The organism is Burkholderia gladioli, assembly GCF_000959725.1.
In the GTDB taxonomy this organism is placed as follows: Bacteria; Pseudomonadota; Gammaproteobacteria; order Burkholderiales; family Burkholderiaceae; genus Burkholderia; species Burkholderia gladioli.
In genome coordinates this window covers 2,372,980-2,397,863 of sequence record NZ_CP009322.1, presented here as the reverse complement: position 1 = coordinate 2,397,863, position 24,884 = coordinate 2,372,980, and the positions used below count along the sequence as shown (strand labels likewise).

Genomic DNA, 24,884 nt, shown 5'->3' with positions numbered 1-24,884 from the left:
CCTGGTTGTCAGCAACGCACCGCGCCGGTACGCGTCAGCGTCCGGCGCGGTTTCTCATTCGGCAGGCTCAGTGCAGCGTGTCGAATCGCCTGGTCCAGCGCGAGGCCAGCGCCAGCAGCACGCCGCTGATCAGCAGCATCAGCGTGCCCATCGCCATGCCGTCGCCGATCGAGCCCTGCTCGAACTGCTGCCAGATGAACACCGAGGCGGTCTGCACGCCGCTGGGCGCGAGCAGCAGCGAGGTGACCAGTTCACGCGAGGCCACCGCGAACACGATCATCATCGAGGCGGCCAGCGGCGCCGCCGCGAGCGGCAGCACGATGCGCCACAGCACGCGCGCGGGTGTGGCGCCGTGCACGCGCGCCGCCGCCTCGAGGCTGCCGCCGATCTGCCGCAGCGCCGCGCTCGCGTAGCGCACCGGGTAGGGCAGCAGCAGGCAGGCATAGGAGAGCAGCAGGATCACCCAGCTGTTGTAGGGCGTGACGGGCCAGAACGGCAGGTTCCAGGCCAGGATCAGGCCCACGCCGATCACGATGCCGGGCATCGCGTGCGGCAGCAGGGTCAGCGCGTCGAGCGCGGCGCGTCCCGGCGTGCGCGTCTTGACCACCACCCAGGCGCACAGGAAACCGAGCACGCCGGTCAGCAGCGCGGTGCCGGCGGCCAGCGCGAGGCTGGTGCCGAGCGCGCCGGCGCCGTCGCCGGCCGAGGTGATCGCGCCGAAATGCGCGAGCGTCAGGTTGGCCGCGTGCAGGCCGCCCGACAAGGTGCGCAGGAAGGCGGTGGCGATGATGGCGGCGATCGGTGCGACGCTGGTGCCGGTCGCCACCAGCGCGAACAGCAGCAGGATCGGCAGGCGCCAGCGGCCCGGCTCGGCGGGCTCGACGCTCACCGGCTTGCCGTTGTGCGTGTCGAAATCGCGTCCCGCCAGCAGGCGCCGCTGCGCGTAAAAGGCGAGCAAGGCGGTCAGCGCCAGCAGGCTGGAGAGCACGGCCGCGCCGGGCAGGTCGATCGGCCAGTCGGAGAAGCGCGCCTCGATCGAGGTGACCAGCAGGCTGAAGCCGGCCCGCGCGCCGAGCGCCGAGGGAATCCCGAACTCCTCGATCGCCATGGTGAAGGCCAGCAGCGCGCTGGCGGCGATGGCCGGCGCGGCCAGCGGCAGGGTCACGCGCAGGAAGGCGCGCCAGGGCGTGGCCCCGCACACGCGCGCGACCTGGGCCAGCCGCCCGCCGGTCTGCATCATCGCGCGCGACACCGAGAAGTAGACCACCGGGAACACGCTCAGCGTCATCGCCGTGGCGATGCCGGAAAACGAGAACAGGAAGCCGCCCAGTTCGATGCCCACCAACTGCTGCAGATAGCCGTTGGGTTGCAGCAGCAACATCCAGCCGAGCGCGCCGAGGTAGGGGGGAATCAGGAACGGCGCCAGGAACAGCAGGTCCCAGAGCCGCGCGCCGGGCAGGCGCACCAGGCCCCGCAGCGCGCCGAGCGGCACGCCCAGCGCGAGGCTGCCGGCCGCCACCGCCAGCCCGAAGCGCAGCGTGTTGCCGAGCAGCGGCCAGGTGCCGGCCTCGTCGAGGGTGGCCCTGACGGCCGCGAAGGGATGCGCGAACGAGCCCTGGTTGAGGGCGGGGAAGATCGCCTGCAGGCCGACGAAGGCCACCGGCAGGGCGACCAGCAGCGCGAGCGCGGCGAGCAGGGCGCCGAGGCCGGCCAGGCGGCCGGCGCGGCCCGAGCCCCGCGCGCCCGGCCGGGCGGCGCGTCGCGCGAGCACGGTAGCCATCAGTGCTCGCCGAACAGGGCGTTGAAGCGCTTGAGCACCTCGGCGCGCGAGGTCTTGTTGCTGCCGTCGTCGATCGGCAGCAGCTTGAGATCCTTCAGGCCGGGGCGGGGCGACTTCACGTCGTCGCGTGCCGGGATCAGGTAGGCGGCCGCCACGATCTGCTGGCCCTCGTCGGACAGCACGTAGTCGACGAAGGCGCGCGCGTCGGCCGGTGCCTTCGAGGTCTTGAAGATCATCATCGGGCGCGGCGCGATCACCGTGCCGCTGCTCGGGAAGATCACCTTGACCGATTCGCCGGTGGCGGCCGCGCCGTAGGCGACGTAGTCCACCGCGCCGAACACCGCCGACTTCGCGCCCTGCAGCACCGGGTTGATGGCCTGCGCGTTCGGGCCGAGCACCACCATGCCGTTGCGGTGCAGGCTGTCGAACAGGCGCCAGGCCGCTTCGCCGAGGCGGTCCTGCAGGCCCAGCAGCAGGTCGAGCGAGGCGCCCGAGAGCGCCGGGTTCGGCGTGCTCACCTGGTCGCGATAGGCGGGCGCGGCGAGATCCTTCCAGTCGTGCGGCTCGGGCTTGCCGGTGCGCGTGTTCCAGACGATGCCGAGCGCCGAGATGCCCTGCGCCACGTAGTTCGGCGTCTTGAACATCGGCGGCACGTGGGCGGCGTTCGGGCTGGTGCAGGGCGCCAGCCAGCCGCGCTGGTCGAGATCCTGGGCGGTATCCCAGGAGGCCGAGATCAGCACGTCGGCGTGCGGATTGCTGGCTTCGGCCTCGACGCGGGCCATCAGTTTGCCGGTGGTGGCCTGGAACAGGTCGACCTTGATGCCGGTCTTGCGCTCGAAGCCTTGCGCGAGTTTCTTGCTGAGATTGCCGGGGCCGGCGGTATAGACGGTGAGAGCGTGCACGGATTGGGAAAGCCCGAAGGCCAGCGTAAGGGTAAGGACGGTCTTGGAAATGGTGGTGAGCATACTACCGGCTCCATGAATTTTGGGTGACCCGCGCCACGCGCCCCTGGGCCAGCTCGACGATGCGGTGGGCCAGCGTGTCGGCCTCGGCGCGATCGTGCGTGACGTAGACGGCGGTGGTGCCGAGCTGGGCCAGCAGCTCGCGGATCTCGAGGGCGAGCGAGGCGCGCAGTTGCGGGTCGAGGTTGGACAGCGGCTCGTCGAACAGCAGCACGCGCGGGCGCGCCACGATCGCGCGCGCGAGCGCGACGCGCTGCTGCTGGCCGCCCGACAGCGCCGAGGGGCGGCGCGCGCCGAACCCGCCGAGGCCGACGCGCTCCAGCGCCTGCGCCACCGCGGCGGCGCGCTCGGCGCGCGGCACGCGGCGCATCTCCAGCGGGAAGGCGACATTGCCGGCCACCGTCAGGTGCGGCCACAGCGCGTAGTCCTGGAACACCATGCCGAGCTCGCGCGCCTCGGGCGGCAGGCAATGGCCGGGCTCGGCGACGATCTGGTCGCCGAACTGCACGGCCCCCTCGTCGGGCTGTAGCAGACCTGCCAGCAGCTTCAGCAAGGTGCTCTTGCCGCAGCCCGAGGGCCCCAGCAGCGCGAGCGTGGTGCCGGCCGGCACGTCGAGGTCGATCCCGTCGAGGACGGTGTGCGCGCCGAAGCGCTGGCGCAAGCCGCGCAGGCGGATCGAGACGCGCGTGTCCTGGTTCATGCGGACTCCTTCAGAACTTGTGGCGGATGCCCGCCATCAGGCCGAACTGGTTCTTGCCGGCCACCACGTCGGTGCCGAAGCCGTTCAGGCCGAGGTTCGAGCCGTTGCGGTTCAGCACGTAGCCGAGGTTCAGGTAGAGGTCGGTGCGCTTGGACAGGAAGTAGTCCGCATCGACCTGGAACGACCACGGATCGCGCGAGTTGCCGTAGAAGTTCTGGTACATCGCGGTGCCCGAGAAGGCCAGGTCCGGCTGCGCGTACCAGGTCGAGCCGAGCCAGTAGAGGCTGCTGGCCTCGACCGGCGAGCTCGACAGCGTGCTCAGGTGCACCGCGTGCGAATCGAGGTAGCGGTAGCCCGCGTAGGTGGTGACGCTGGAGAACTTGTAGCTCGCGGCCACGCCGATGCGGCGGTCCATGTCGCCCTCGTAGCCGCCGGCCTTGGTGGTGTGGGCCGCCGTCGGGCTGGTGCTGCCGCCGTTCTTCTGGTCGTACACCAGGGTCGCGCTGAACGGGCCGTGCTTGTAGCGCAGGCCGGCCTCGATCACGCGCGCGTAGCGGGTGTCGCCGGCCGGTTGCGCGCCGTAGGTGACGCTGTCGTAGCCGAAGCTGTACTGGGCGATCGCGGTCAAGCCGCCGAAGCGCTTCTCGTAGCGCACCGTGTTGTCGAGCCGGTCGGAGAAGGCCGGATCCTGCATCTTGATCGCGTAGACGGCGTTCTTGAGCGGGTTGTATTCGCTGACCCAATCGAGGAACAGGCCGCCCTGGCGACCCAGCGAGACGGTGCCGAGCCGCTCGTCGGCGATGCCGACGTAGGCGAGCCGGCCGAATTCGCGGCCGCCCTGCAGCGAGGCGCCGGTATCGATGTTGATGCCGCTCTCGAGCAGGAAGAAGGCGCGCGTGCCGCCGCCCAGGTCCTCGCGGCCGGTGATGCCCCAGCGCGAGCCGGACATGTTGCCCGAGCTCAGGCGCGTCACGCTGTGCGTGGTGCCTTTCGAGGAAGCGGCGTTGTCGAGATATTCGAGACCGGTATCGAGGATACCGTAGAGGGTCACCGAGGTGCCGGCGGCGCTTGGCGTTTCGTCTGCGCGGGCGTGGGCGGACATGCCGGCACAGGCGGCCAGGCACGCGCCTACCGCCGCGATGCGATAGGAGTGGTTCACGAGTTTTGTCCTCTTTGGGATTCAATCGAGCCGCCACTGTAAGTGGCGGGTAAGTCAGGTTCGTGACAGGCAGGAGGGGGGCTAGCGAGGCAGGGGGCTAGCGAGGCAGGGGGCTTTGCGCTGCAGCGGAGGCGCGATCGTGGCTGGCGAAGCTGATTTGTCGGTGCCGCGAGCACATTGGCGTGCCGAGGCAGGGGCGCGAGTAGAAGCTCGGGCGTCCGGCGGTGCGCTCAGGGCGCATCGGCCGGCTGGACCGATGCGGCGCCGGACCGCCGGGATTCGGCGCCCGGCGGTCCGGCGTGTCTCAGTTGCCCTTGTAGATGCTGAGCTTGCCCGCCTTTGCCATCGCCTTGACCTTGTCGACGATCTTGACCTTCGGCGTCGCTCGGCACGCGGCGGTGATGTCCTCGGCCACCGGGTGCCCGGTGTCGATCGTGATCTGATCGGTCTCGCGCACGCCCAGCTTGTCGACGCCGGTTGCCCAATAGACCACGGCGGGTTTGTAGACATCCTCGAGCGTCACGAAATCGGCGCACGTCATCTTGGCGGGCGCGATCGTCTTCGCCGTCGATTGCGCATACGCCACGTTCGCGGTCGCGATGCCCATGAGCGCCGCCGCTGCACACCACATGCTGAGCTTCTTCATCATTGACCTCATCAGTTTGATAAGCGAGCCATCGCCGCGCGTTGAATCGATCGTCGACGCGACGTGTGCCGTTGTCGGCGGTGTTCATTCTCGGCAGGCTTCATTAATCCAGGCTTAACGGCTGCGGGAATCGTGCGCTTGCCGGGAGATGCCATTCCGATCGACCGGCCGCGGCCGCCGCGTCGCGCACCGTCCTCAAAAAATCGACCGCCCCGTATAAGTCGTCAGCCACTCCAGCGCCAGCACCCCCGCCAGCGAATTGCCGTTCGGATCCAGCCCCGGCGACCACACGCAGACCGCCATCTCCCCCGGCAGCACCGCGACGATGCCGCCGCCCACGCCGCTCTTGGCCGGCAGCCCGACGCGGTAGACGAAATCGCCGGCCGCGTCGTAGGTGCCGCAGGTCAGCATCAGGGCCGAGAGCCGCTTGGCCGAGCTGGCGTCGACGATCTGCTCGCCGCTGATCGGCGCCACCCCGCCGTTGGCGAGGAACAGCGCGGCCTGGGCCAGCTCCACGCAGCTCATCGAGATCGCGCACTGGCGGCAGTAGGCGTCCACCACCGTGGAGGCTGGCATCCACATGTTGCCGAAGCTGGCCATGAAGTGCGCCATCGCGCGGTTGCGCTCGGCATGCTGCAGCTCGGAGCTCGCCACGCGCGAGTCGTAGTCGATCTCGTTGGAGCCGATCAGGCGGCGGATGAATTCCACCAGCGCCGTCTCGGCGCGCACGAAGCGCCGGCTCAGCACGTCGGTCACCACCAGCGCGCCGGCGTTGATGAAGGGATTGCGCGGCTTGCCGCGCTCGCTCTCGAGCTGCACCAGCGAGTTGAAGGCGGTGCCCGACGGCTCGCGGCCGACGCGCTGCCAGAGCTCGTCGCCGAGCAACTGGAAGGCCAGCGTGCAGGCGAACAGCTTGGAGATGCTCTGGATCGAGAAGCGCTCGTGCGCGTCGCCGACCGTGTAGGTCTGCCCGTCGAGCGTGACGATCGCCATGCCGAAGCGCTCGGCCGGCACCTTGGCGAGTTCGGGGATGTAGTCGGCGACGCGCCCGGCGCCGATCCAGGGCGCGATTTCGGATTGGATGCGGTCGAGTATCGATTGGTAATTCATGACGGAGGCGGCGGCGCGCGCACGGAATTCAGCGAGCCCGTATGGAAGCGCCTGCGCGCCGATTCGTCAAGCGCCGATGCGGCCCGGCGGCCTTTCGCGCGAAGCGGCGCCGGCGGCGAGCGGGGGCGTTGCCGCCAGCGGCCTGTCGCTCGCCCGTTACCGCCGGCGCGTTCACCGCCGCCGGCTTTCCGTCGCCTTACCAGCGATAGTTCGCGCCCGCGAACACCTGCCGCCCGTAGCCGAACCAGCACCAGGCCGTCGACGAGCACGAGGCGACGTAGCGGCGATTGAGCAGGTTCTGCGCGTTCACGTAGATATCCGAGCCCTTCAGGCGCGAGGACAGGCGCCCGAGATCGTAGCGCAGTGTCGCGTCCAGCAGCAGGTAGCTGGCCAGCCGGTACTGGTTGGTGTCGTTGTAGGTCTGGCCGGTGTAGCGCAGCCCGGCGCCGGCCGACAGCCCCGCCAGCGGCCCGCGCCGCTGCGTGTAGTAGGCCCAGGCCGAGGCCTGGTGCTGCGGCACGCCGGTCAGGAACTTGCCCTCCAGCCCGCTGTTGTCCTTCACGTACTTGGTATCGAGGTAGGTATAGCTGGCCGTCACGTTCAGCGAATCGGACAGGCTCGCCTTCGCCTCCAGCTCGATGCCGCGCGAGCGCGCCTCGCCCGACTGGGTCTGGTAGAGCGGGTTGACGGTGTCGGTGGTCAGCAGGTTGTTGCGGGTGAGATCGAACAGCGCGATGGTGAACATCGCGTCGTAGTCGGTCGGCTGGAACTTCAGGCCGATCTCGTACTGCTTCGCGCGTTCCGGGTCGAAGGGCCGGCCGGCGCGACTGGTGCCGCTCTGCGGCGAGAACGATTCGGTGTAGCCGACGTAGGGCGCGATGCCGTTGCCGAACACGTAGCTGAGGCCGGCGCGCTTGGTGAAGGCGCGCGCCGATTGCGAGCTGGTCGCGCCATTGGCGGTGGTCGAGGTATTGGCCCAATCCTGGCGAGCGCCCAGCGTCAGCACGAAGTGGCCGTAGCGCATCTGGTCCTGCGCATAGACGCCGAACTGGTTGCCGCGGATCCGGGTGGGCGCGAGCGCGATCGGGTCGATCGGCTGCGCGTAGTTCGGCGCGAGCACGTCGAGCGGCGGCGCGCTGCCGTAGCCGAGCGCGTAGGAGGTGGCGAAGTGCTGGTAGTCGAAGCCGGCCAGCACCGTGTGGCGCACCGCGCCGGTCGCGAAGCGGCCTTCGAGCTGGTTGTCGAGCGCGATCGAGTTGAACTGGTCCTGCGAGGCGATCGAGTAGCGCTGCAGCGAAGAGGTGCCGGGCACGAAGCCGCTGCTGTAGACGCTCGCGTAATCCTGGCCGATATGGAAGTAGCGCGCGTTCGAGCGCACCGTCCAGTCGCGGTCGAGCTTGCGCGAGAAGCGGTAGCCGACGGCGGCCTCGGTGCGGCTGAAGCGTTCGAAGTTGGTGTCGCCGTCGTAGAAGTCGCGCGGCAGCGCCCCGTAGGGGCTGCCGATCACCGAGCCCTCCAGCGGCACCGCGCCGTAGGAGCTGCCGCGCGGATCACGCTGGTAGAGCGCGTAGAGCGTCAGCGAGGTGGCCTCGTCGGGGCGCCAGGTGAAGGAGGGCGCCAGCGCGATGCGCTCGTTGCGGGTGCTCTGGACCTGGCCGAACTCGCTGCGCGCGATGCCGGTGAAGCGGTACAGGTAGCGGCTGTCGGCGTCGAGCGGGCCCGAGAAATCGAACGTGGCCTGCCGGTGCGCATCGGTGCCGAGCTCCACGCCGATCTCGTGCAGCGGCTGGCGCGTCGGCAGCTTGCTGCCCTGGTCGAGCACGCCGCCCGCCGCCGCCTGGCCGTAGAGCACCGACACCGGCCCCTTCAGCACGTCGATGCGCTCCAGCAGATAGGGGTCGATCTGCGGCGTGGAATACATGCTGTTGGTGATCTGCTTCAGGCCGTTCCAGTAGGTGTCGGCCTGGAAGCCGCGTACCGTCAGCAGGTCGTAGCGCGTGGCCACGGCGCCGCGCGTCTCGGGCTGCACGCCCGAGGTGTAGCGCACCGCCGCGTTGAGCGTCTGCGCGTCCTGCTGGACCATCTGGTCGTGCGTGACCACCGAGACCGATTGCGGGATCTCGAGCAGCGAGGTGGCGGTCTTCGAGCCGGCGCTGCTGGTCGCGGCCACGTAGCCGCCTTCGTCGTCGCCCGCGCGGCTGCTGACCTTGACGACCGGCAGCGCGTGGCTGGCCGCGCCCGACGCGCCGGCGGCATCGATATCGGCATCGCCGCCGCCGGCCCGCGCACGCACCAGCCAGACCTGGCGGCCGCCGTCGACGGCCTCCAGCGAACTGCCCGCGAGCAAGGCGGCGAAGCCCTCGGCCAGCGTGTAGCGGCCGTCGATGCCGCGCGTGCGCCGGCCCTCGACCAGCCGCGCGTCCATCTGGATCGTCACGCCGGCCTGGCTGGCCAGCTCCGACAAGGCGGCGCCCAGCTCGCCGGCCGGCACATGCCAGGCGCGGCGCCCGGCCGGAGTCGGGGCATCCGGGGCGACATCCGGGGCGGCGCGTTCGGAGGCGGTGGCGCCGGCCGTGCCGGCATGCGCGCCGCGCGCGGGTTCGGCCGCGCCGCTCGTCGGCGCGAGGGTCCAGGCCAACGCGGCGGCCGCGCAAAGCGCGCGCCGCGCGACCGGGCCGCGCCGCGAGCGCGAGGCACGCGGGTGACCGGGGTGGGCGGCGGCGCCGGGCTGCGTGGCCGGGCGGCGGGAGGGCCGAGCAATCATCGAGGTACTCCTGTGTGGTTCGAATCCGGGTTACCAGTCGATGACACGGCAGCCGAGCGAAAGGGACAGGAAAACGCGACGGCCTCAGGTAAGCGCTTACCGGATCGATCGCGCGGCGCGGCCCGGCGCGAGCCGCCGTCGATGTGGAGATGGCATGGAGATTCGATGGAGCCGAGCGAAGTCGACAGCGGTTTCAGGCACTCCCGACGCCGCGGCCGGTCGAATGCGGCCGGCCATTGCATGGCATGGCCGGGCCCGGTCCCGCCGCGCGTTCCCGCGCCGTTCGCGCCGGTTGTTTCCGGCTGCTTGCGCACTTGCTGCACAGCGGCGTCGATTCCTGAGGAACATGCATCAATCGGGGACCGGACAGCAGTATCATGCTGATTTGCTTGAGATGTTACCGATGGTTACCTGCCGGACCGCGGCCCGACCCGCCGCCGGAACCCGGCCCGATTCACCGCCAGCAACGATCACCCCCCATGCCTTACCGGATTCTTCTCGTCGAGGACGACAATCGCCTGTCCACCCTGATCACCGGCTACCTGCGCAAGCACGACTACGAAGTCGAGACCGTGCTCGACGGCCACGCGGCCGTCCCCGCGATCCTCTCGTCGCGGCCCGACCTGGTGCTGCTGGACGTGAACCTGCCGGGCAAGGACGGCTTCGAGATCTGCCGGGAGGCGCGCAAGCATTTCGACGGCGTGATCGTGATGGTGACGGCCCGCGACGAGCCCTACGACGAACTGCTGGGCCTCGAATTCGGCGCCGACGACTACGTGCGCAAGCCGGTCGAGCCGCGCATCCTGCTGGCGCGGATCAAGGCGCAGCTGCGGCGTGCGCCGGTGCGCGCGCCGGAGCCCGGCAACGGGCCCGAGAGCTACGCCTTCGGCAAGTTCTCGATCAATCGCGGCAACCGCTCGGTGCGGCTGCCGGACGGTTCCTCGCCGGACCTCACCTCGGCGGAATTCGACCTGCTGTGGGTGCTGGTGAGCCACGCGGGCGAGGTGGTCAGCCGCGACGACCTGATGCTGCAACTGCGCGGCGTCGAATTCGACGGCCTGGACCGCACCATCGACGGCCGCATCTCGAAGCTGCGTCGCAAGCTGCAGGACGACGCCAGCCATCCGCGCCGGATCAAGACGATCCGCAGCAAGGGTTACCAGTTCAGCACCCATGCCTGGGAATAAGGACGCGGCCCGGCCCCGCGGCTTCGGCGGCGCCGGGCAGTCGCGGCTGTCGGCGCTGCGCTACCTGCGCTGGCGCTGGCTGCGCTTCCGGCGCTCCTGGACCGACACGCGCGCCGATCGCATGCCGAGCTGGTCGCGCCTCTACGTGCGCGCCTATCTGCACCTGATGAGCCTGGTCCTGCTGGTGGTGGCGGTGCCGCTGCTGGCGCTGTCGGTGACGCTCTCGCCGTGGACGGTGCTGGCCGGCTTCGAGGCGCTGCCGGGCGGCGCGCTCGGCGTGGCGCTGTTCGTGATCGTGGTGCCGGCGCTGGCCACCTGGCGCTGGGCGCGGCCGACCTGGGTGGACCTGGTGATGGTGCGCGAGCGCGCCATCGACTTCAGCGGCGGGCGTTTCCACACGCGCGCGCGCGAATCGCACAGCGTGATCCTCGGCCCGCTGGCGCGTACCCTCAACGCGCTGGCGATGCGCATGGAGCGCCTGATCGAGGCGCAGCGCGACCTCACCAACGGCATCTCCCACGAGCTGCGCACGCCACTGGCGCGCGTGCGCTTCGCGCTCGAGATCCTGCGCGACCCGATGTCGGATGCCGAGCGGCTCAACGCGCTGGACAGCATCGCGCAGGACGTGACCGAGCTCGACGAGCTGATCGACATGAGCCTGACCTACGCGCGGCTCGAATACAGCTCGCTGCAGTCGAGCCTGGAGCCCACCACGCTGGCCTGCTGGCTCGGCACCCAGGTGCACGAGGTGGCGCCGCTGAGCCCGGGCAAGACCATCGAGACGCGCCTGGGCACGCCGGCCGAGCTGCGCGTGAACATGGATACGCGCCTGATGTCCTACGCGATCCGCAACCTGCTGCGCAACGCGGCCAAGTACGCGCAATCGCGCATCCTGATCGGCACCACGCTGGGCGCGAGCGGCGGCGAGATCCTGATCTACGTCGAGGACGACGGCCCCGGCGTGCCCGACGGCGAGCGCGAACGGATCTTCGACGCCTTCGTGCGGCTCGATCGCCACACGGCCGGCTACGGGCTGGGCCTGGCGATCACGCGGCAGGTGCTGCAGGCCCATCACGGCAACATCGCGGTGACCGACGCGCGCGTGCTGCCCGGCGCGCGCTTCGAGATCCGCTGGCCGGGCTGAGCGGGGCGGCGCCGGCGGCGAGCACCGGCTCGCGAGGCTGGGCTGGATCGGGAAAGGCGCGCGGCGCCGGCGTTCGGGATGCCGGCGCCGCGCCGCTGCGGGCTCAGTAGGTGCGGCCGAGCTGGAAGTACAGGTTGCGGCGCCCGCCCGGCGCGAGCGCCACGCCCACGTAGATCGGCCCGAACGAGGTCGTGAAGCTCGCGAAGAACGAATAGCTCTGCTTCATCGGCCCGCTGCTGATGTCGAGCCGGATCTGGTCGCCGGAAGACGTCCAGACGTTGCCGATTTCCGCGCTCGCGCCCAGGTACAGCGCCTTGATCGGCGAGGCGTTGAAGCTGGCCACCTGGTTCATGTAGGTGACCTGTCCATAGGCGAGCGCGTCGCCGTTGAGCTGGTCGGCGGCATAGGCGGCCAGGTGCTGGAAACCGCCGAGCGTGAAGCCCAGCAGGTTGACCGGGCTGGTGCCGCCGAAGCTCTTGCCGCCCTCGATGCTGGCGTTGATGCTGTGCCGCCCGAACTGCTGCGCGACCATCGCCTTGCCGGATACCTCCGTGTACTGGACCTGATCGCTGGCGACCAGGGAGCGCTCGACGCTGAACTTGGCGAAGTAACCGTTGCGCGGCAGCGTCGGATCGTCGAGCTGGTCGACCACGAAACGGGCGCGCACGCTGAGCTGGTGGCCGTTGTCGCTGTCGAACACCTGGCCGATCGGGCTGCCGTTGGGCGAGATGTCGGCCGGGAAATTGTAGGTCGGCGAGGCATTGCCGTGGGCGTAGGCCAGGCCGACGCGGAAATCGCCGAGCCGTCCGACCGGCAGGCCGAGATCGAGGCCGAGGCGCTCGGTTTGCAACTGGTATTGCGTGAGCTTGTAGTCGTCCCAATAGAGATTGGCGAAACGCCGCTCGAATTCGGCGTAGGGCGCGAGATAGAGGCCATGGCTGCTCGACAGCGGCTGGCGCAGCTCTGCGCGCAGCGCCTGCAGGTCGCTGCCGAGCGTGGAATCGGCACGGAATTCCAGGCCCGAATCGGTCAGCCAGGGGCGCCGGTAGCCGATATGGAAGCGGAAGCCGCCCTCGTCGGTGGAACTGCTCGACATGCCCAGCCCGAACAGCAGGAAGTTCGGGCCCCAGGTCTTGCCGCGCGCGTCCACCACCAGCTTGTTGGTATCGCCGTCGGTCACCACCTGCTGCGTGACCGTGTCGAAATTGCCGGTGGTGGTCAGCGCCAGCAGGTCGCGGCTGACGGCCTGCGGATCGTAGATGTCGCCCGGCTTCACGTGCAGCGCATCGGCCACCACCCGCTTCGGCACCGGCCCGTGGGCGCGGATCTCCACCTCGGCGAGCCGGATCGGCTCGGCGGGCGGGCGCATGTGCGCGGCGCGGTAGGCCGCGTAGGCCTCGGGCGACAGCGCGTAGCGCTCCAGCCGCGGCAGCGCGGCCTCGGCCGCCGCCTCGCCGGCGGCGATCGCCTGGCTGGCGTTCTGGAAGTCGGTGAAGCTCAGCGAGCCCAGCGAGGGCTCGAGCAGCACGTCGCGCGGGCCGAGTTCGCTGCGTTCGCGCGAGACGTTCTGGCGGATCAGGATGCCGAGCATCTGCTGGAACACGTCGGCCGGCGAGGCCAGCGCGTCGAGCGGACGCAGTTGCGAGCCGATGTCGACCGCGATCACCACGTCGGCGCCCATCCTGCGCGCGGTGCTGACCGGCAGGTTGCTGACCAGGCCGCCGTCGACCAGGGTCACGCCGGCGATCTCGGTGGGCGAGAACAGGCCCGGCATGGCCATGCTGGCGCGGATCGCGAGCGGCAGCGAGCCGTGGTCGAGCACTTCCATGCGGCCGTTGCGCAGGTTGGTGGCGATCGCGCGGAACGGGATCGGCAGGCGGTCGAAGGGCTGGTTGACCGGCACCGCCGCGGTCCAGTCGGCCAGCAGCGCCTGCAGGCGGTTGCCCTGCACCAGCCCGGCGGGGGCCTTGAAGCCGTTCTTGCCGAAGCCGAGCGTCAGGCCGTTGATATAGCGCTCCTCGTCCTCGCGCTGCTTTTGCGGCAGGTCCGCGCGGTTGACCACGTCGAAGGCGATGTCGGCCAGGTTCACCCTGGCCAGGCGCTGGGCCATCTCGTCGGCGTCCATCCCGCTCGCGTACAGGCCGCCCACCACGGCGCCCATGCTGGTCGCGGCGATGCAGTCGATCGGGATGCGATGCTCGGCCAGTACCTTCAGCACGCCCAGGTGCGCGTAGCCGCGCGCGCCGCCGCCCGACAGCACCAGGCCGATCGCGGGACGGCCCGCCTGGCCGCCTTCGGCGCGGCAGTCTTGCGTGACCGGTTGATTGGCGCTCGCCGGGGCGGTGGAGATGGCCGGTGTGGTGGCGATGGCAGGGGCGGTGCCCTGGGCGATGGGCATGCCCGCGCTGGCCTGGGCATTGGCGCCGGAACGGTCGCCGGCATCGGCGGCCAGGGCGCCCGCGCGCATCGCGGCGAGCGCGTCGGCCCAGGCCAGGGACGGCGTGGCGGCATCGGGGGCTTGCACGGGCACGGCGGTGGGTGAGCCGTTGAGCGCCGGGGCGGCGGATGGGCTCGCCTGGGCCGCGGCGAGCGAGGGCAGCAGGGCCGCCGCGAGCAGGGCCGCGAGGCAGGCGAGCCGGGCCGGCAGCCCGCGCCACGGCCGCGCGCCGCCTTGGCGGGATGCGGAATCGAAGACGAAATCGAATACGCGATCGACAGCGACGGAGCACGCGGCATGGGCACCGGCAGCGCCGGAGCGCGCCTCGTGGATGGCGGCGCTGGGCGCGCGCGCGGCGGCGGAGGCCCCGGACGAGGCGGGGCGTGCGGCGTTGAACATTCTTTTGATATCGGGTTGGCCTGGCCTGGCGCGACGGTAAACGCGCCGGCGAGACGAGAGGGTACAGACTTTGCGAAGGGCGTCAATTCATTCCGGAATCCAACGGACTGCCAATCTTCCCGTCAGATTGTCAATTCGGTATCGGAATATTCTCCATTGACCTGGAATTACCTAGAGTAGAAACTTCCTGTCGCCGACGCGTCGCGTTTCGATGCGAACGCCGGCGGCCATCGGAAGCAGTACCGGCACGGGGAAAATGCCGGTTTGGCCGCGCAGCGCGTTTCCTCGGTCTGTCAGTCCGTAAAGGCACATCCATGTCGACACCCATCCTGGGCAGGCTTTTCGCCAATAACGTCGCGGTCGATCCGGGCACCGCGAGCACGCTCATCTATACGCAGGAACGCGGCGTGGTGCTCAACCAGCCGTCGGTGGTCTGTTTCCGCAAGGCGGACGCCCATGTCGACAAGGCGCGGGTGGAGGCGGTCGGCGAGCTGGCCAAGGCGTTGATCGGCCGCGTGCCCGAGCACCTGGAAGCGGTCCGGCCGCTGCGCCACGGCGTGATCGCCCATTACCCGGCGGCCGAGCAGATGATCCGCCAGTTCGTCGGCATGTCGCATGCGCGCTCGCTGTTCGGCCGGCGCATCGAATTCACCGTCTGCGTGCCCTCCAGCGCCACCGCCGTGGAGCGGCGCGCGCTGCGCGAGGCCGCGGCGGCGGCCGGCGCCTCGCGCGTGAACCTGATCGACCAGTCGCTGGCGGCCGCGCTCGGCGCCGGGCTGCCGGTCACCGAGGCGGTCGGCTCGATGGTGGTCGACATCGGCGGCGGCACCACCGAGGTGGGCGTGGTGTCGCTCGGCGGCACCGTCTATCAACACGCGATCCGGGTCGGCGGCGACCAGTTCGACGCGGCCATCATCAACCACGTGCGCGGCCTCTACAACGTCCTGCTCGGCGAGCAGACCGCCGAGCACGTCAAGAAATACATCGGCTCGGCCAGCGGCTCGGTGCCGCGCGAATCGATGCGCGCGGTCGGGCGCGGCGTCGAGGATGGCCTGCCGCGCACCATCGAGCTGTCCAACCACGACATCGCCGAGGCGCTGGCCGCGCCGCTCAACCAGGTGGTCAACGCGGTGAAGCGCGTGCTCGAGAAAGCGCCGCCCGAGCTGGTTACCGATATCGCCCATCGCGGCATCGTGCTGACCGGCGGCGGCGCGCTGCTTGCTCACCTGGACCGGCGCCTGTACGCCGAGACCGGGCTCGCGGTGCGGGTCGCCGACGAGCCGCTGAGCTGCGCGGTGCGCGGCGCCGGCGAGGCGATGGGCCGGCTGGCGATGGAAACCGATCACTGACACGCCGGCAGGCGACACTGCGAAGCAGGGCCGTTCTGGCCTATGCTGTGGCGAAACGGGGTGCGAGCAGCGGGGCGAACCGCCGCCCGCGCCCGTTTTTCCCCTGTTCCCCGTGGACCGCAGTCAGGAGTCGCAATGCCCGGCACGCAAGCTCATCCCGTTACCCCGACGGCCGAAGCGGCCGCAACCCCTTCCCCCGCTTCCCCTGTTTCTTCCGCTTCCCAGGCCGCGCAGGTCGCCGCGACCGGCGCGCCGCCCTTCATCGCCCCCGAACCCGTCTCGCAGAAACCGGTGGCCGGCAGCCAGCATGTGCTGAAGGCCGGCGACGCGTTCGTGGTCAGCGACACGCTGGGCGACATCCTCGGCCATGACGACGGCCTGTTCGTCGACGACATGCGCGTGCTGTCGGGCTGGCGCCTGACCTTTGGCGGGCGCGCGCCCTCGCTGCTGTCGGGCGCGACCAGCGCCGACAACGCCTCCTTCACCGCGCACCTGACCAACCGGCCGCTGCCGCCGCTGGGCGGCCACGAGATGCCCGAGGGCGTGATCCACATCGACCGCACCCGCGTGCTGTCCGACAACGTGCTGTACGAGGCGCTGACGCTGACCAACTACGGCACCGCCGACGCCGAGGTGCCGCTGTCGATCTCGTTCGCGGCCGACTTCCTCGACATGTTCGAGGTGCGCGGCACGCCGCGCGAGCGGCGCGGCGCGGTGGCGGCGCCCGAGGTCGAGGCCGGCCAGGTGCGGCTGCGCTACGACGGCCTGGACGGCGTCGCGCGCACCGTGCGGATCGGTTTCTCGCCGGCGCCGGTGCGCCTGGCCACCGATCGCGCCGACTACACGCTGACCATCGCCGCGCAGGCCTGCGTATCGATCTACCTGAGCGTCGAGGCGCGCATCGAGCGCGATGGCGAGCCGGCCGCGCCGGCCCAGCCGCTCGCGCGGGCGGGCCGTCCGGGCCTGCGGCGCGCGCTGGTGCAGGTGCACCGCCAGATGCGCGAGCGGCGCCGCAGCATCGCGCGCGTGCGCACCGGCAATCCGCTCTTCAACGCCTGGCTCGACCGCTCGCTGGCCGACCTGGGCCTGCTGACCACCCAGCTCGAGACCGGCCCCTATCCCTACGCGGGCATCCCCTGGTTCTCCACGCCCTTCGGCCGTGACGCGGTGATCACCTCGCTGCAGATGCTGTGGCTGCAGCCCTCGCTGGCTCGCGGCGTGCTGCGCTTCCTGGCGGCGCACCAGGCGCAGGAAACCTCGGCCTTCCGCGACGCCGAGCCGGGCAAGATCATGCACGAGTTCCGTCGCAGCGAGATGGCCGCCACCGGCGAGGTGCCGTTCGCGCTCTACTACGGCGGCGTCGACACCACGCCGCTGTTCGTGGTGCTGGCCGGGGCCTATCTCGAGCAGACCGGCGACACGGCCCTGATCGACGAACTCTGGCCGGCGCTGGAGAAGGCCGCCGGCTGGGTGGCGCGCGCCTGCGACCGCAATCCCTACGGCCTGCTCGACTACCAGAAGACCTCGGAGCGCGGCCTGGCGAACCAGGGCTGGAAGGACAGCCACGATTCGGTTTTCCATGCCGACGGCCGCTTCCCGGAAGGCCCGATCGCGCTGGTCGAGGTGCAGGCCTATGCCTGCGCCGCCTTCGACGCGATGGCGACCTTCTCGACCCATCGCGGCGACGCCGCGCGCGCGGCCGACTACTCGGCGCGCGCGAAGAAGCTGCGCGAGGCGGTGGAGGCGCATTACTGGATGCCCGAGGCCGGTTTCTACGGCATCGCGCTCGACGGGCGCGGCGAGCTGTGCCGCGTGCTGGCCTCGAACGCGGGGCACCTGCTGGCCTTCGGGCTGCCCGAGGCGAGCCGCGGCGAAGCAGTGGCGCGCACGCTCGACTCCTCGCTGTTCCGCACCGGCTGGGGCGTGCGCACGCTGGCGGCCGGCCAGCCGCGCTTCAACCCGATGGCCTACCACAACGGCTCGGTCTGGCCGCACGACAACGCGCTGGCGGCGCGCGGCTTCGCGCGCTACGGTAACAAGACGGCCGCCACCGAGCTGCTGCGCGCGCTGTTCGAGGCGGCGGTCAGCTTCGACATGCGCCTGCCCGAGCTGTTCTGCGGCTTCCCGCGCCGGCGCGGCGAACCGCCCACCGCCTATCCGGTGGCCTGCCTGCCGCAGGCCTGGGCGGCCGGCTCGCCGTTCATGATGCTGCAGGCCTGTCTGGGCGTGAGCGTCGACGCGGCGCGCGGCGAGGTGCGCATCGAGCGGCCCGCGCTGCCGGACGGCATCGACTGGCTCGAACTCGACGGCCTGCGGGTGGGCGGGGAGACGGTCTCGCTGACCTTCCGCCGGGTCGGCGGCCAGGTGGTGGCGGCCGCGCAGGGCGGCGGCCGCGTCAAGGTGGTGGCCGCGCTGTAGCGCGCGGCGGTTGGATGGCGGGCGTCGCCGGTGCCGAGCCGGCGCGGCGCCCGCCGCATCGGCGCCGGCCGGCTGGCCGGCGGGAACGCGAGGCGGTGCCGCCGGCACCGCCTCGCAGCAGTACAGGAGAGCGAGATCATGAGCCAGCAACCCACGCCCGACGAGGGCCGCCAATCGCAACTCGAGCAGATGGAGGCGGCGGTCGGCCATCTGCAGGATTCGGTCAGGTCGCAGTCGATCGCGACGGGCGCCGCCAAGGGGCTCGCCTTCAGCCTGGTCGAGACGCTCGGCGCGCTGATCGGCGACCCGGACCTGCCCGAGCACGCGCGCTCCGGCTACGAGGCGTTGCGCGACAAGGTCAACGAGCTGATGGCCGCGCCCGAGCGGCCCTGAGCGGCATCGAGCGGGCATCGCGTCCGGACCGGGGCCGCCGCCCGGCGGCCCTGCCCGCTAATCGGGCACGCTAAAAAAATGCCGCGGGATCAAGCACTTCGGCGCGCTGTCAGGCCGATATCCACAAGCTTGCCCACCTCCCGTGTTGACAAGCACTGCCTGCGTTTGTCGCTTTGCTGGGCGTCCCAGGTATCGACGAAAAAAAATCATTCCGATCAAGGGCTTGGCGATTGGCTTTCAGTGATATCCACAGGTTTGCCAACAAAAACTGTGGATAACTCGGGCTTCGTCGGATTTGTCCCGGCGAAGCCTCGTGGGCGCGGCTGGAAATTTTTTCGCCGCGATGTCGATTCCGGCCGCCGTCGCGCGTCGTGGGAAGGAGAGCGCGCCGAACGCGCCGCTCGCCCCGACGCGTCGCCGACGCACCCACCCAAGGAGCCGACATCATGTCCGCCGCCGTGAAACCGATCCCCGAAGGCATGCATACCCTCACCCCCCACCTGATCTGCAACGGCGCGGCCGATGCGATCGCGTTCTATGGCGCCGCGTTCGGCGCCACCGAGCTGACGCGCCTGCCGGGGCCCGACGGCAAGCTGATGCACGCGGCCGTGCGCATCGGCGATTCGACGCTGATGCTGGTCGACGAGATGGCCGGCTGCGGCGCGCTCGGCCCGCGGGCGCTGAAGGGCTCGCCGGTGATCCTGCATCTCTACGTGGAGGACGCCGACGCGGTGGTGGCGCGCGCGGTCGAGGCCGGCGCGAAGCTGGTCATGCCGCCCGCCGACATGTTCTGGGGCGATCGCTACGGCCAGGTGGAGGATCCCTTCGGCCATCGCTGGTCGGTCGCCACCCATCGCCAGGACCTCACGCCCGAGCAGATCCGCGAGGGCATGGAGCAGTGCGTGCGCCAGCCGTCCTGAGCGTCGGCGCCTGAAGCGCGGCGGCGCGATGGCGAGGTGGCGGCCCGGGCTGCGCGGGTGCCGGGCCGCCTTGCCGTGTCGCCGGGTGCCGCTCGCCGTATTTGCCGCGCGTTGCCGTTTTTCCATCCGTTGTCGTCGATTCCCAGGAGGAAGTCGCGATGTCATTGACGCTCTACGCGCATCCCTTTTCCTCGTATTGCCAGAAGGTGCTGATCGCGCTCTACGAGAACGCCACCCCGTTCAGCTTGCGCGAGCTGTCGGGCGAGCATCCCGGGCATTACGCCGAGTTCGCCGCGCGCTGGCCGCTGAAGCGGATGCCGCTGCTGGTCGACGCCGGGCGCAGCGTGGCCGAGGCCACCATCATCATCGAGCACCTGGGGCTCCATCATCCGGGCCCGGTGAGGCTGCTGCCGGCCGATCCGGTGGCCGCGCTCGAGGTGCGCGCGCTCGACCGCTTCTTCGACAACTACCTGTCCACGCCGGCCCAGCGCATCGTCGCCAATGCCCTGCGGCCCGAAGGCGAGCGCGATGCCTATGGCGTGGCCGAGGCGCGCGCGCAGCTCGAGACCGCCTATGCCTGGCTCGACGGCCACATGGCGCAGCGAAGCTGGGCGGCCGGCGAGGGCTTCAGCCTCGCCGACTGCGGCGCCGCGCCCTTCCTGTTCTATGCCGACTGGACGCACCGCATCGACCGCGGCTTCCGCCACGTGATCGCCTACCGCGAGCGGCTGCTGGCGCGGCCCTCGTTCGCGCGCGCGGTGGACGAGGCGCGGCCCTATCGCAAGCTGTTCCCGCTCGGCGCGCCCGACGCCGATTGAATCCCGCGCGGCGGCCATGCGGCACACGGCGGCGGCCCGAAGCCCGGGCCAACTGCCTGCCGCTCTCGCCGCCCCCGCCGCGATCCACGATTGCCAAGGAGACGAGCATGAACCCGAGCCAGCCGCTGATCCCCGCCGCCGAACTGGCGGCTCTCAACCGCTGCAGCTACCCGAACGAGAGCGCGGCCTATCGCGAGGCGCGCAACGCCCTGCTGGCCGAGGAGATCGAGCTGCGCCGCCGGATCGAGCGGGTGGCCGAGCAGCGTCGCGCGCTGCCGCCCGGCGGCGCGGTGACGCGCGATTACCGCTTCGAGGGCGAGGCCGGCGGCAGCAGCTTCGCCGAGCTGTTCGGGCGGCACGACACGCTGGTGGTCTACAGCTACATGTTCGGCCCGACCTGGCAGCGGCCCTGCCCGATGTGTACCTCGCTGCTGGGCGCCTGGAACGGCGAGGCGCGCGATATCGGGCAGCGCGTCTCGCTGGTCGCGGTGGCGCGCGCGCCCTGGGCACGTCTCGACGCGTTCCGGCGCGAGCGCGGCTGGCGCGACCTGCGGCTCTACACGGATCTGTCGGGCGAATACAGCCGCGACTACCACGCGATCGGCGAGGGCGACAGCGATATCCCCGCGCTCAACGTCTTCACGCGGCGCGACGGCACGATCCGGCATTTCTACGGCGGCGAGATGAGCGGCGAGATGTCGGATCCCGGCCAGGATCCGCGCGGCGCGCCCGACCTGATGCCGATCTGGACCGTGCTCGACATGACGCCGGCCGGCCGCGGCGGCGACTGGTATCCCAAGCTCGATTACGGGCAGTGAAGCGGGCATGCCGGGCTGGCGTCGATGCGCGCTGCCGCATCCTTGTCGCGCGGCGGTAAACCGTGTCGGATCAAGTGCTTGCGTGGCCGGTGCGCAGGTAATCCACAAGCTTGCCAACAGAAATTGTGGACAAGCCGGCCGCCGGGCGCGCTGCCGCTTTCCTGGTGCGCGGGAAAAAACCTCGACGGATCATGGGCTTGTCGTATGTGACAGCAGGATGTCCACAAGCTTGCCAACAAAAAATGTGGACAACCGGGGCGCCGGGGCGAGGGGGCTGTCGCCGAGGTTTCCGGCGCACGCGAGCCATGGAGCAGGCTGGGCAGCCGCATCGGCAGGATGCCGGTGCCGGCCGCCAATCGAACGCTAGATCCTTGATCTCGTTGATCTTTTCGCCCGCCAGCCGGGCATGGCGGCGCTGCCGAAGCACGTATTGCCGGCAAGGATCCGAATCGAATCAAGGACTTGGCGGGCTCGCCAGCAGGATATCCACAAGCTTGCCAACAAAAACTGTGGACAAGCCATGCATCCGGGGCGCATCGCGGCGGGGCCTGCCGGATTCCTGAGATTCGGGAAAAATCCTTGTATGTTCAATGGCTTGCGAAAGGCATGCGCAGGTCATCCACAAGCTTGCCAACATTTTCTGTGGATAAGCCGCGAGGCCGGGCGCTCAGCGTGCCGGCGCACCCAGGAAACCGTGCAGCGCCTGCAGCACCGCCGGCTTCGCCTCGCGATGCGGAACATGCGCGCAGCCGGGCAGCAGCATCATGCGCGCCGGCCCCGCCAGGCCCTCGACGATGCGCGCCGGGTGGCGCGGCGAACCGTATTGGTCATGCTCGCCGTGCAGCACGAGCGCGGGGCAGCGCACCCGCGCCAGCGTGGCGTCGAGCGTCCAGCCGGCGAAGGCCGGATCGAGCCAGGTGTCGATCCAGGCATCGAGCACCCAGCGCGCGCGTTCGCCGTGATGGCGCGCCAGCCGCTCGAATTGATCCGGCCGCGCGAACGCCTCGCGGGCCGCTCGAATGCCCTCCAGCGTGCGCGCCTCGACGAAGGCCTGCGCGGAGATCGTCACCAGCGCCTCGCAGTGCTCGGGCTGCGCGTCCGCGCAGGCGGCGGCCATCGCGCCGCCGACGCTATGGCCCAGCGCCACGAAGCCCGCAAAGCCGAAGCCGCGCTGCAGCGCCGGCAGGCTGTCGCGCGCCTCGGCCGCGATGAAGTCGGCCGGCAGCGGCGCTTGCGCCGGCGCCGAGCGGCCGAAGCCGGCGCGGTCGTAGGCGATCACGTCGCGGCCGGTGGCGCGTGCCAGCTCGGCGGGGAATTCGCGCCACAGGGCGACGCAGCCGAGCGAGTCGTGCAGCATCAGGATCGGCGCGGGCGGCGTGGCGGGGCCATCGGCGGGGCGCGGCCAGCGTTGCGCGTAGAGGCGGCCCTGGGGGGCATCGATCCAGCGGAAGTCGTCGGTCATCGTGGCGGGCCCGCGCCGGCGCGGGCCGGGCAGGCATCGAGGCATGAAGGGGCAAGGAAACAAAGGGGCGGCGCCTCGCCGCAATGTAGCAGAAGCGGGCGCGAGCCCGGCGCGCGAGGGCCGCCGCCCGTCGCGCAGGGCCGCGAGGGCCGGTGTACCATGGGCGCCCGCTCCACGCTGCCCTGACGATGCCCGCCAATTTCGACGAACTCGCGTCCCTGATCCGCGCGCAATTTTCCGAGCTGAGCCCGCAATTCCAGGTCGGCGCGGCCTTCCTGCTCGACCATCCCGACGAGGTCGCGGTGTCGTCGATGCGCAAGCTCGCGCAGCGTGCCCAGGTGCAGCCGGCCTCGCTGGTGCGGCTCGCGCAGCAGTTCGGCTTTCCCGGCTGGAACGAGCTGCGCGACCTGTTCGTGGCGCGCCTGCGCACGCGCCCCGCGCCGATGACGCAGCGCGCGCGTTCGCTGGTCAAGCCCGGCGGCAAGGCCGCGCTCGCGCAGGACCTGCTGGCCGCGCAGCAGCACAACCTGGCCGGCACGGCCGGCCAGAACGAGCGCGCGATGCTCGAGGCGGCCAAGCTGATCCGCAAGGCGCAGCACGTGCATGTGGCGGGCTTCCGTTCCTGCTATCCGGTCGCGTTCGGCTTCGTTTATGCCTATCGGCTGTTCCGGCCCAGCGTGTCGCTGCTGGCCGGCGTGGCCGGTTCACTGGAGATGGAGCTGCGCGCGATCGGCCGCCACAGCGTGACCGTGATCGTCAGCTTCGCGCCGTATTCGGCCGAGGCCACGCGCGTGGCGACCATCGCGCGCGATCGCGGCAGCCGGGTGGTCGCGATCACCGACAGCAGCGTCTCGCCGATCGCGCTGCTGGCCGATCTCACCCTGCTGTTCAGCCACGACAGCCCCTCGTTCTTCCCCTCGCTGGTGGCCGCGCACGCGCTCACCGAGGGCCTGGTAGCGCAACTGCTGGCGCTGGAGGGCGGCGAGGCGGTGGCCGCGCTCGAGCGCACCGAATCGGAATTGCACGCGCGCGGCGCCTATAGCGCGTCCTGAGCCGTTTCCCGCAATACAGGCCGACAAGGGCGGCCGGATCGGTTCATTTTCGATATTCCCCGATTCCAATCGCCATTCGATCTTTGGTGGATTCATTTTCGGCAATGAAGTTTTGACGAAATAATGAAATCCGATGATTTCCCCAGTCGAAAATGTCGGCTGAAAACCCGTCAAATCGGACAGGAGGAAATGGCGCTTTGGACAGTCTGCGAAGTCTTGACTGGCAAGGCTGACAGGTGAAATCGGCTATTTTCTGATTGGTGATGAAGGAAGCTGAAAAGACTTCTTGTGCCTGAATATTTTCGTTGCTAGGCTGCGTCAAATACACAAGCCGGAAATCGATCCGGCATGACTTCCGAGAGGCCAGGGCCATGACATCACTGAACGATATCCGTGCCGCGTCGCCGTGCATCGGCGACGTCGTGACGCTCAAGACCGGCGGGCCGCGCATGACGGTCACCTTCGTCGGTGCCGCCGGCGGCGAATCCTGGGTGAGCTGCCAGTGGTTCGATGCGAGCGGGGAATTCCGCCAGCAGCGCTTTGCCGTGGAGGCGGTGGTGCTGGAGCCGACCACCATCTCGGCGGGCCGCGCCAGCCTGCGGCGCTTCGGCTGGTCGAACGGCGTGGCGCTCTGAGGCGCGCCGGGCCGTCGGCCAGTCGTCCGCCAGTCGTTTCCTGCCGCGTTTTTCCGTCGTTTCTTCCCGCCGTTTTTCCTTCCCGCTGTTTTTCCCGAGTTTTCCCATCACTCGCGCGGCATACGCCGCGCGGGTGATGCCGTGCGCGTTCGTCGGCGCCTTCAGGCTTGCCGGCAGTGCCGGCACGGCCCGTCCCGCCAAAAACCGGCAAGACGGGATCATCCGGGGCAAGGCGCCGGGACGGGACCAACGATCGGGCGGGGTGACGCAGGCGGAAGACGCTCACAGGTGACGCGGGGCAGGGCTACGCAGTCGGTGATGCGGGGAAATCCGGAAGCGACGACAACGGGTACGACGGATCAGGCCTGGCGGGCCGGGCCCGGTGGCTCAGCGGGAATCCTGCTTCTCGATCCAGGCCTGCTGGAGCGCGACGCGGTTCTGCACGCGATCGACCAGGCCGTTCGAGAACTTGCGCATGCTGATCGAGCGGCGCGTCTGGACGATGTTGCCGGCCAGGTTGCGCGCCGGGTTCGGCAGGCTGGCCCAGTACAGCGTCATCAGCCAGCCGATGCCGGTCCAGCCGAACAGCGCGTTGAACAGCGCGAGGGTCAGCTTGTCGTGACGGCCGCGACGGTCGGCGATGATCGCCGGCAGAAAGTAGAGCGCAATCGCGATAACTGCCCCGGCAATCTGAAACAGGATCTTCATGGGACTTCTCCTTCCGTGTTGCA

21 protein-coding genes are annotated in these 24,884 nt (G+C 70.2%); 10 read left to right on the top strand and 11 right to left on the bottom strand.

The features are described 5' to 3' along the window. Positions 1 to 67: 67 nt before the first annotated feature. From BM43_RS10690 to BM43_RS10660, 7 genes are all read right to left on the bottom strand, one after another. Entirely contained in the window at positions 68 to 1,780 is a 1,713-nt protein-coding gene (locus tag BM43_RS10690; protein ID WP_198399556.1) for an ABC transporter permease, read from the bottom strand. Beyond that, on the bottom strand, positions 1,780 to 2,745 hold the full coding sequence (locus BM43_RS10685) for an ABC transporter substrate-binding protein (protein WP_036055614.1): 966 nt from the start codon (positions 2,743 to 2,745) through the stop codon (positions 1,780 to 1,782). The genes BM43_RS10690 and BM43_RS10685 overlap by 1 nt, the downstream gene beginning before the upstream one ends. Before the next feature lies 1 nt (position 2,746). Continuing rightward, entirely contained in the window at positions 2,747 to 3,442 is a 696-nt protein-coding gene (locus BM43_RS10680; RefSeq protein ID WP_036055615.1) for an ABC transporter ATP-binding protein, read from the bottom strand. 10 nt (positions 3,443 to 3,452) lie between these two features. Continuing rightward, positions 3,453 to 4,601 carry a porin gene (locus BM43_RS10675; RefSeq protein ID WP_036055616.1) on the bottom strand — a complete coding sequence of 383 codons (1,149 nt, stop codon included), beginning with the start codon at positions 4,599 to 4,601 and terminating at the stop codon, positions 3,453 to 3,455. Between the two features lie 304 nt (positions 4,602 to 4,905). Continuing rightward, on the bottom strand, positions 4,906 to 5,250 hold the full coding sequence (locus BM43_RS10670; RefSeq protein WP_230676410.1) for an HdeA/HdeB family chaperone: 345 nt from the start codon (positions 5,248 to 5,250) through the stop codon (positions 4,906 to 4,908). Between the two features lie 192 nt (positions 5,251 to 5,442). Beyond that, entirely contained in the window at positions 5,443 to 6,357 is a 915-nt protein-coding gene (locus tag BM43_RS10665; RefSeq protein ID WP_017921191.1) for a glutaminase, read from the bottom strand. A 196-nt stretch (positions 6,358 to 6,553) separates the two neighbouring features. Continuing rightward, a complete protein-coding gene (locus tag BM43_RS10660) occupies positions 6,554 to 9,121 on the bottom strand; it encodes a TonB-dependent siderophore receptor (RefSeq protein WP_045577449.1) in 2,568 nt (855 codons plus the stop codon). Positions 9,122 to 9,600: 479 nt separating this feature from the next. Here BM43_RS10660 and BM43_RS10655 point away from each other — a divergent pair, with 479 nt between their 5' ends. Beyond that, on the top strand, positions 9,601 to 10,308 hold the full coding sequence (locus BM43_RS10655) for a response regulator (protein ID WP_017921518.1): 708 nt from the start codon (positions 9,601 to 9,603) through the stop codon (positions 10,306 to 10,308). Beyond that, positions 10,295 to 11,452, top strand: coding sequence for an ATP-binding protein (locus BM43_RS10650; RefSeq protein WP_013691112.1), 1,158 nt, complete (start codon positions 10,295 to 10,297; stop codon positions 11,450 to 11,452). The genes BM43_RS10655 and BM43_RS10650 overlap by 14 nt, the downstream gene beginning before the upstream one ends. Before the next feature lie 103 nt (positions 11,453 to 11,555). On the opposite strand, the gene BM43_RS10645 is transcribed toward BM43_RS10650, so the two are convergent. Continuing rightward, entirely contained in the window at positions 11,556 to 14,288 is a 2,733-nt protein-coding gene (locus BM43_RS10645; RefSeq protein ID WP_036055617.1) for a patatin-like phospholipase family protein, read from the bottom strand. Positions 14,289 to 14,602: 314 nt separating this feature from the next. On the opposite strand from BM43_RS10645, the gene mreB reads away from it, so the two are divergent. The 6 genes from mreB (at position 14,603) to BM43_RS10615 (ending at position 21,004) form a co-directional block, all read left to right on the top strand. After that, positions 14,603 to 15,637 carry a rod shape-determining protein gene (mreB, locus tag BM43_RS10640; RefSeq protein WP_013691110.1) on the top strand — a complete coding sequence of 345 codons (1,035 nt, stop codon included), beginning with the start codon at positions 14,603 to 14,605 and terminating at the stop codon, positions 15,635 to 15,637. A gap of 135 nt (positions 15,638 to 15,772) precedes the next feature. Beyond that, the gene (locus BM43_RS10635; RefSeq protein ID WP_036055618.1) at positions 15,773 to 18,055 is read left to right on the top strand and encodes an amylo-alpha-1,6-glucosidase; all 2,283 of its coding nucleotides are present in this window, start codon (positions 15,773 to 15,775) and stop codon (positions 18,053 to 18,055) included. A gap of 138 nt (positions 18,056 to 18,193) precedes the next feature. Beyond that, a complete protein-coding gene (locus BM43_RS10630; protein WP_025097568.1) occupies positions 18,194 to 18,448 on the top strand; it encodes a hypothetical protein in 255 nt (84 codons plus the stop codon). 446 nt (positions 18,449 to 18,894) lie between these two features. Continuing rightward, positions 18,895 to 19,368, top strand: a complete 474-nt coding sequence (locus tag BM43_RS10625; RefSeq protein WP_036055619.1) for a VOC family protein — start codon at positions 18,895 to 18,897, stop codon at positions 19,366 to 19,368. A gap of 158 nt (positions 19,369 to 19,526) precedes the next feature. Next, complete coding sequence (locus tag BM43_RS10620; protein ID WP_025097566.1) at positions 19,527 to 20,186, top strand: glutathione S-transferase family protein; 660 nt, start codon at positions 19,527 to 19,529, stop codon at positions 20,184 to 20,186. A gap of 107 nt (positions 20,187 to 20,293) precedes the next feature. After that, on the top strand, positions 20,294 to 21,004 hold the full coding sequence (locus BM43_RS10615; protein WP_025097565.1) for a DUF899 family protein: 711 nt from the start codon (positions 20,294 to 20,296) through the stop codon (positions 21,002 to 21,004). 667 nt (positions 21,005 to 21,671) lie between these two features. On the opposite strand, the gene BM43_RS10610 is transcribed toward BM43_RS10615, so the two are convergent. After that, positions 21,672 to 22,466: an alpha/beta fold hydrolase gene (locus BM43_RS10610; protein WP_036055620.1), complete on the bottom strand. Its 795-nt coding sequence runs from the start codon at positions 22,464 to 22,466 to the stop codon at positions 21,672 to 21,674. A 188-nt stretch (positions 22,467 to 22,654) separates the two neighbouring features. Between BM43_RS10610 and BM43_RS10605 the strand changes: the two genes are divergently transcribed. Beyond that, positions 22,655 to 23,518 (top strand): MurR/RpiR family transcriptional regulator, encoded by an 864-nt coding sequence (locus BM43_RS10605; protein WP_025097563.1) that lies wholly within the window; start codon positions 22,655 to 22,657, stop codon positions 23,516 to 23,518. A 43-nt stretch (positions 23,519 to 23,561) separates the two neighbouring features. Here the strand turns inward: BM43_RS10605 and BM43_RS40290 are convergent, their stop codons facing one another. Next, entirely contained in the window at positions 23,562 to 23,846 is a 285-nt protein-coding gene (locus tag BM43_RS40290) for a hypothetical protein (protein WP_124083556.1), read from the bottom strand. 43 nt (positions 23,847 to 23,889) lie between these two features. Between BM43_RS40290 and BM43_RS10600 the strand changes: the two genes are divergently transcribed. After that, a complete protein-coding gene (locus BM43_RS10600) occupies positions 23,890 to 24,153 on the top strand; it encodes a YodC family protein (protein ID WP_017919805.1) in 264 nt (87 codons plus the stop codon). A 387-nt stretch (positions 24,154 to 24,540) separates the two neighbouring features. Here the strand turns inward: BM43_RS10600 and BM43_RS10595 are convergent, their stop codons facing one another. Continuing rightward, on the bottom strand, positions 24,541 to 24,861 hold the full coding sequence (locus BM43_RS10595; RefSeq protein ID WP_013691101.1) for a superinfection immunity protein: 321 nt from the start codon (positions 24,859 to 24,861) through the stop codon (positions 24,541 to 24,543). Positions 24,862 to 24,884: the final 23 nt, after the last annotated feature.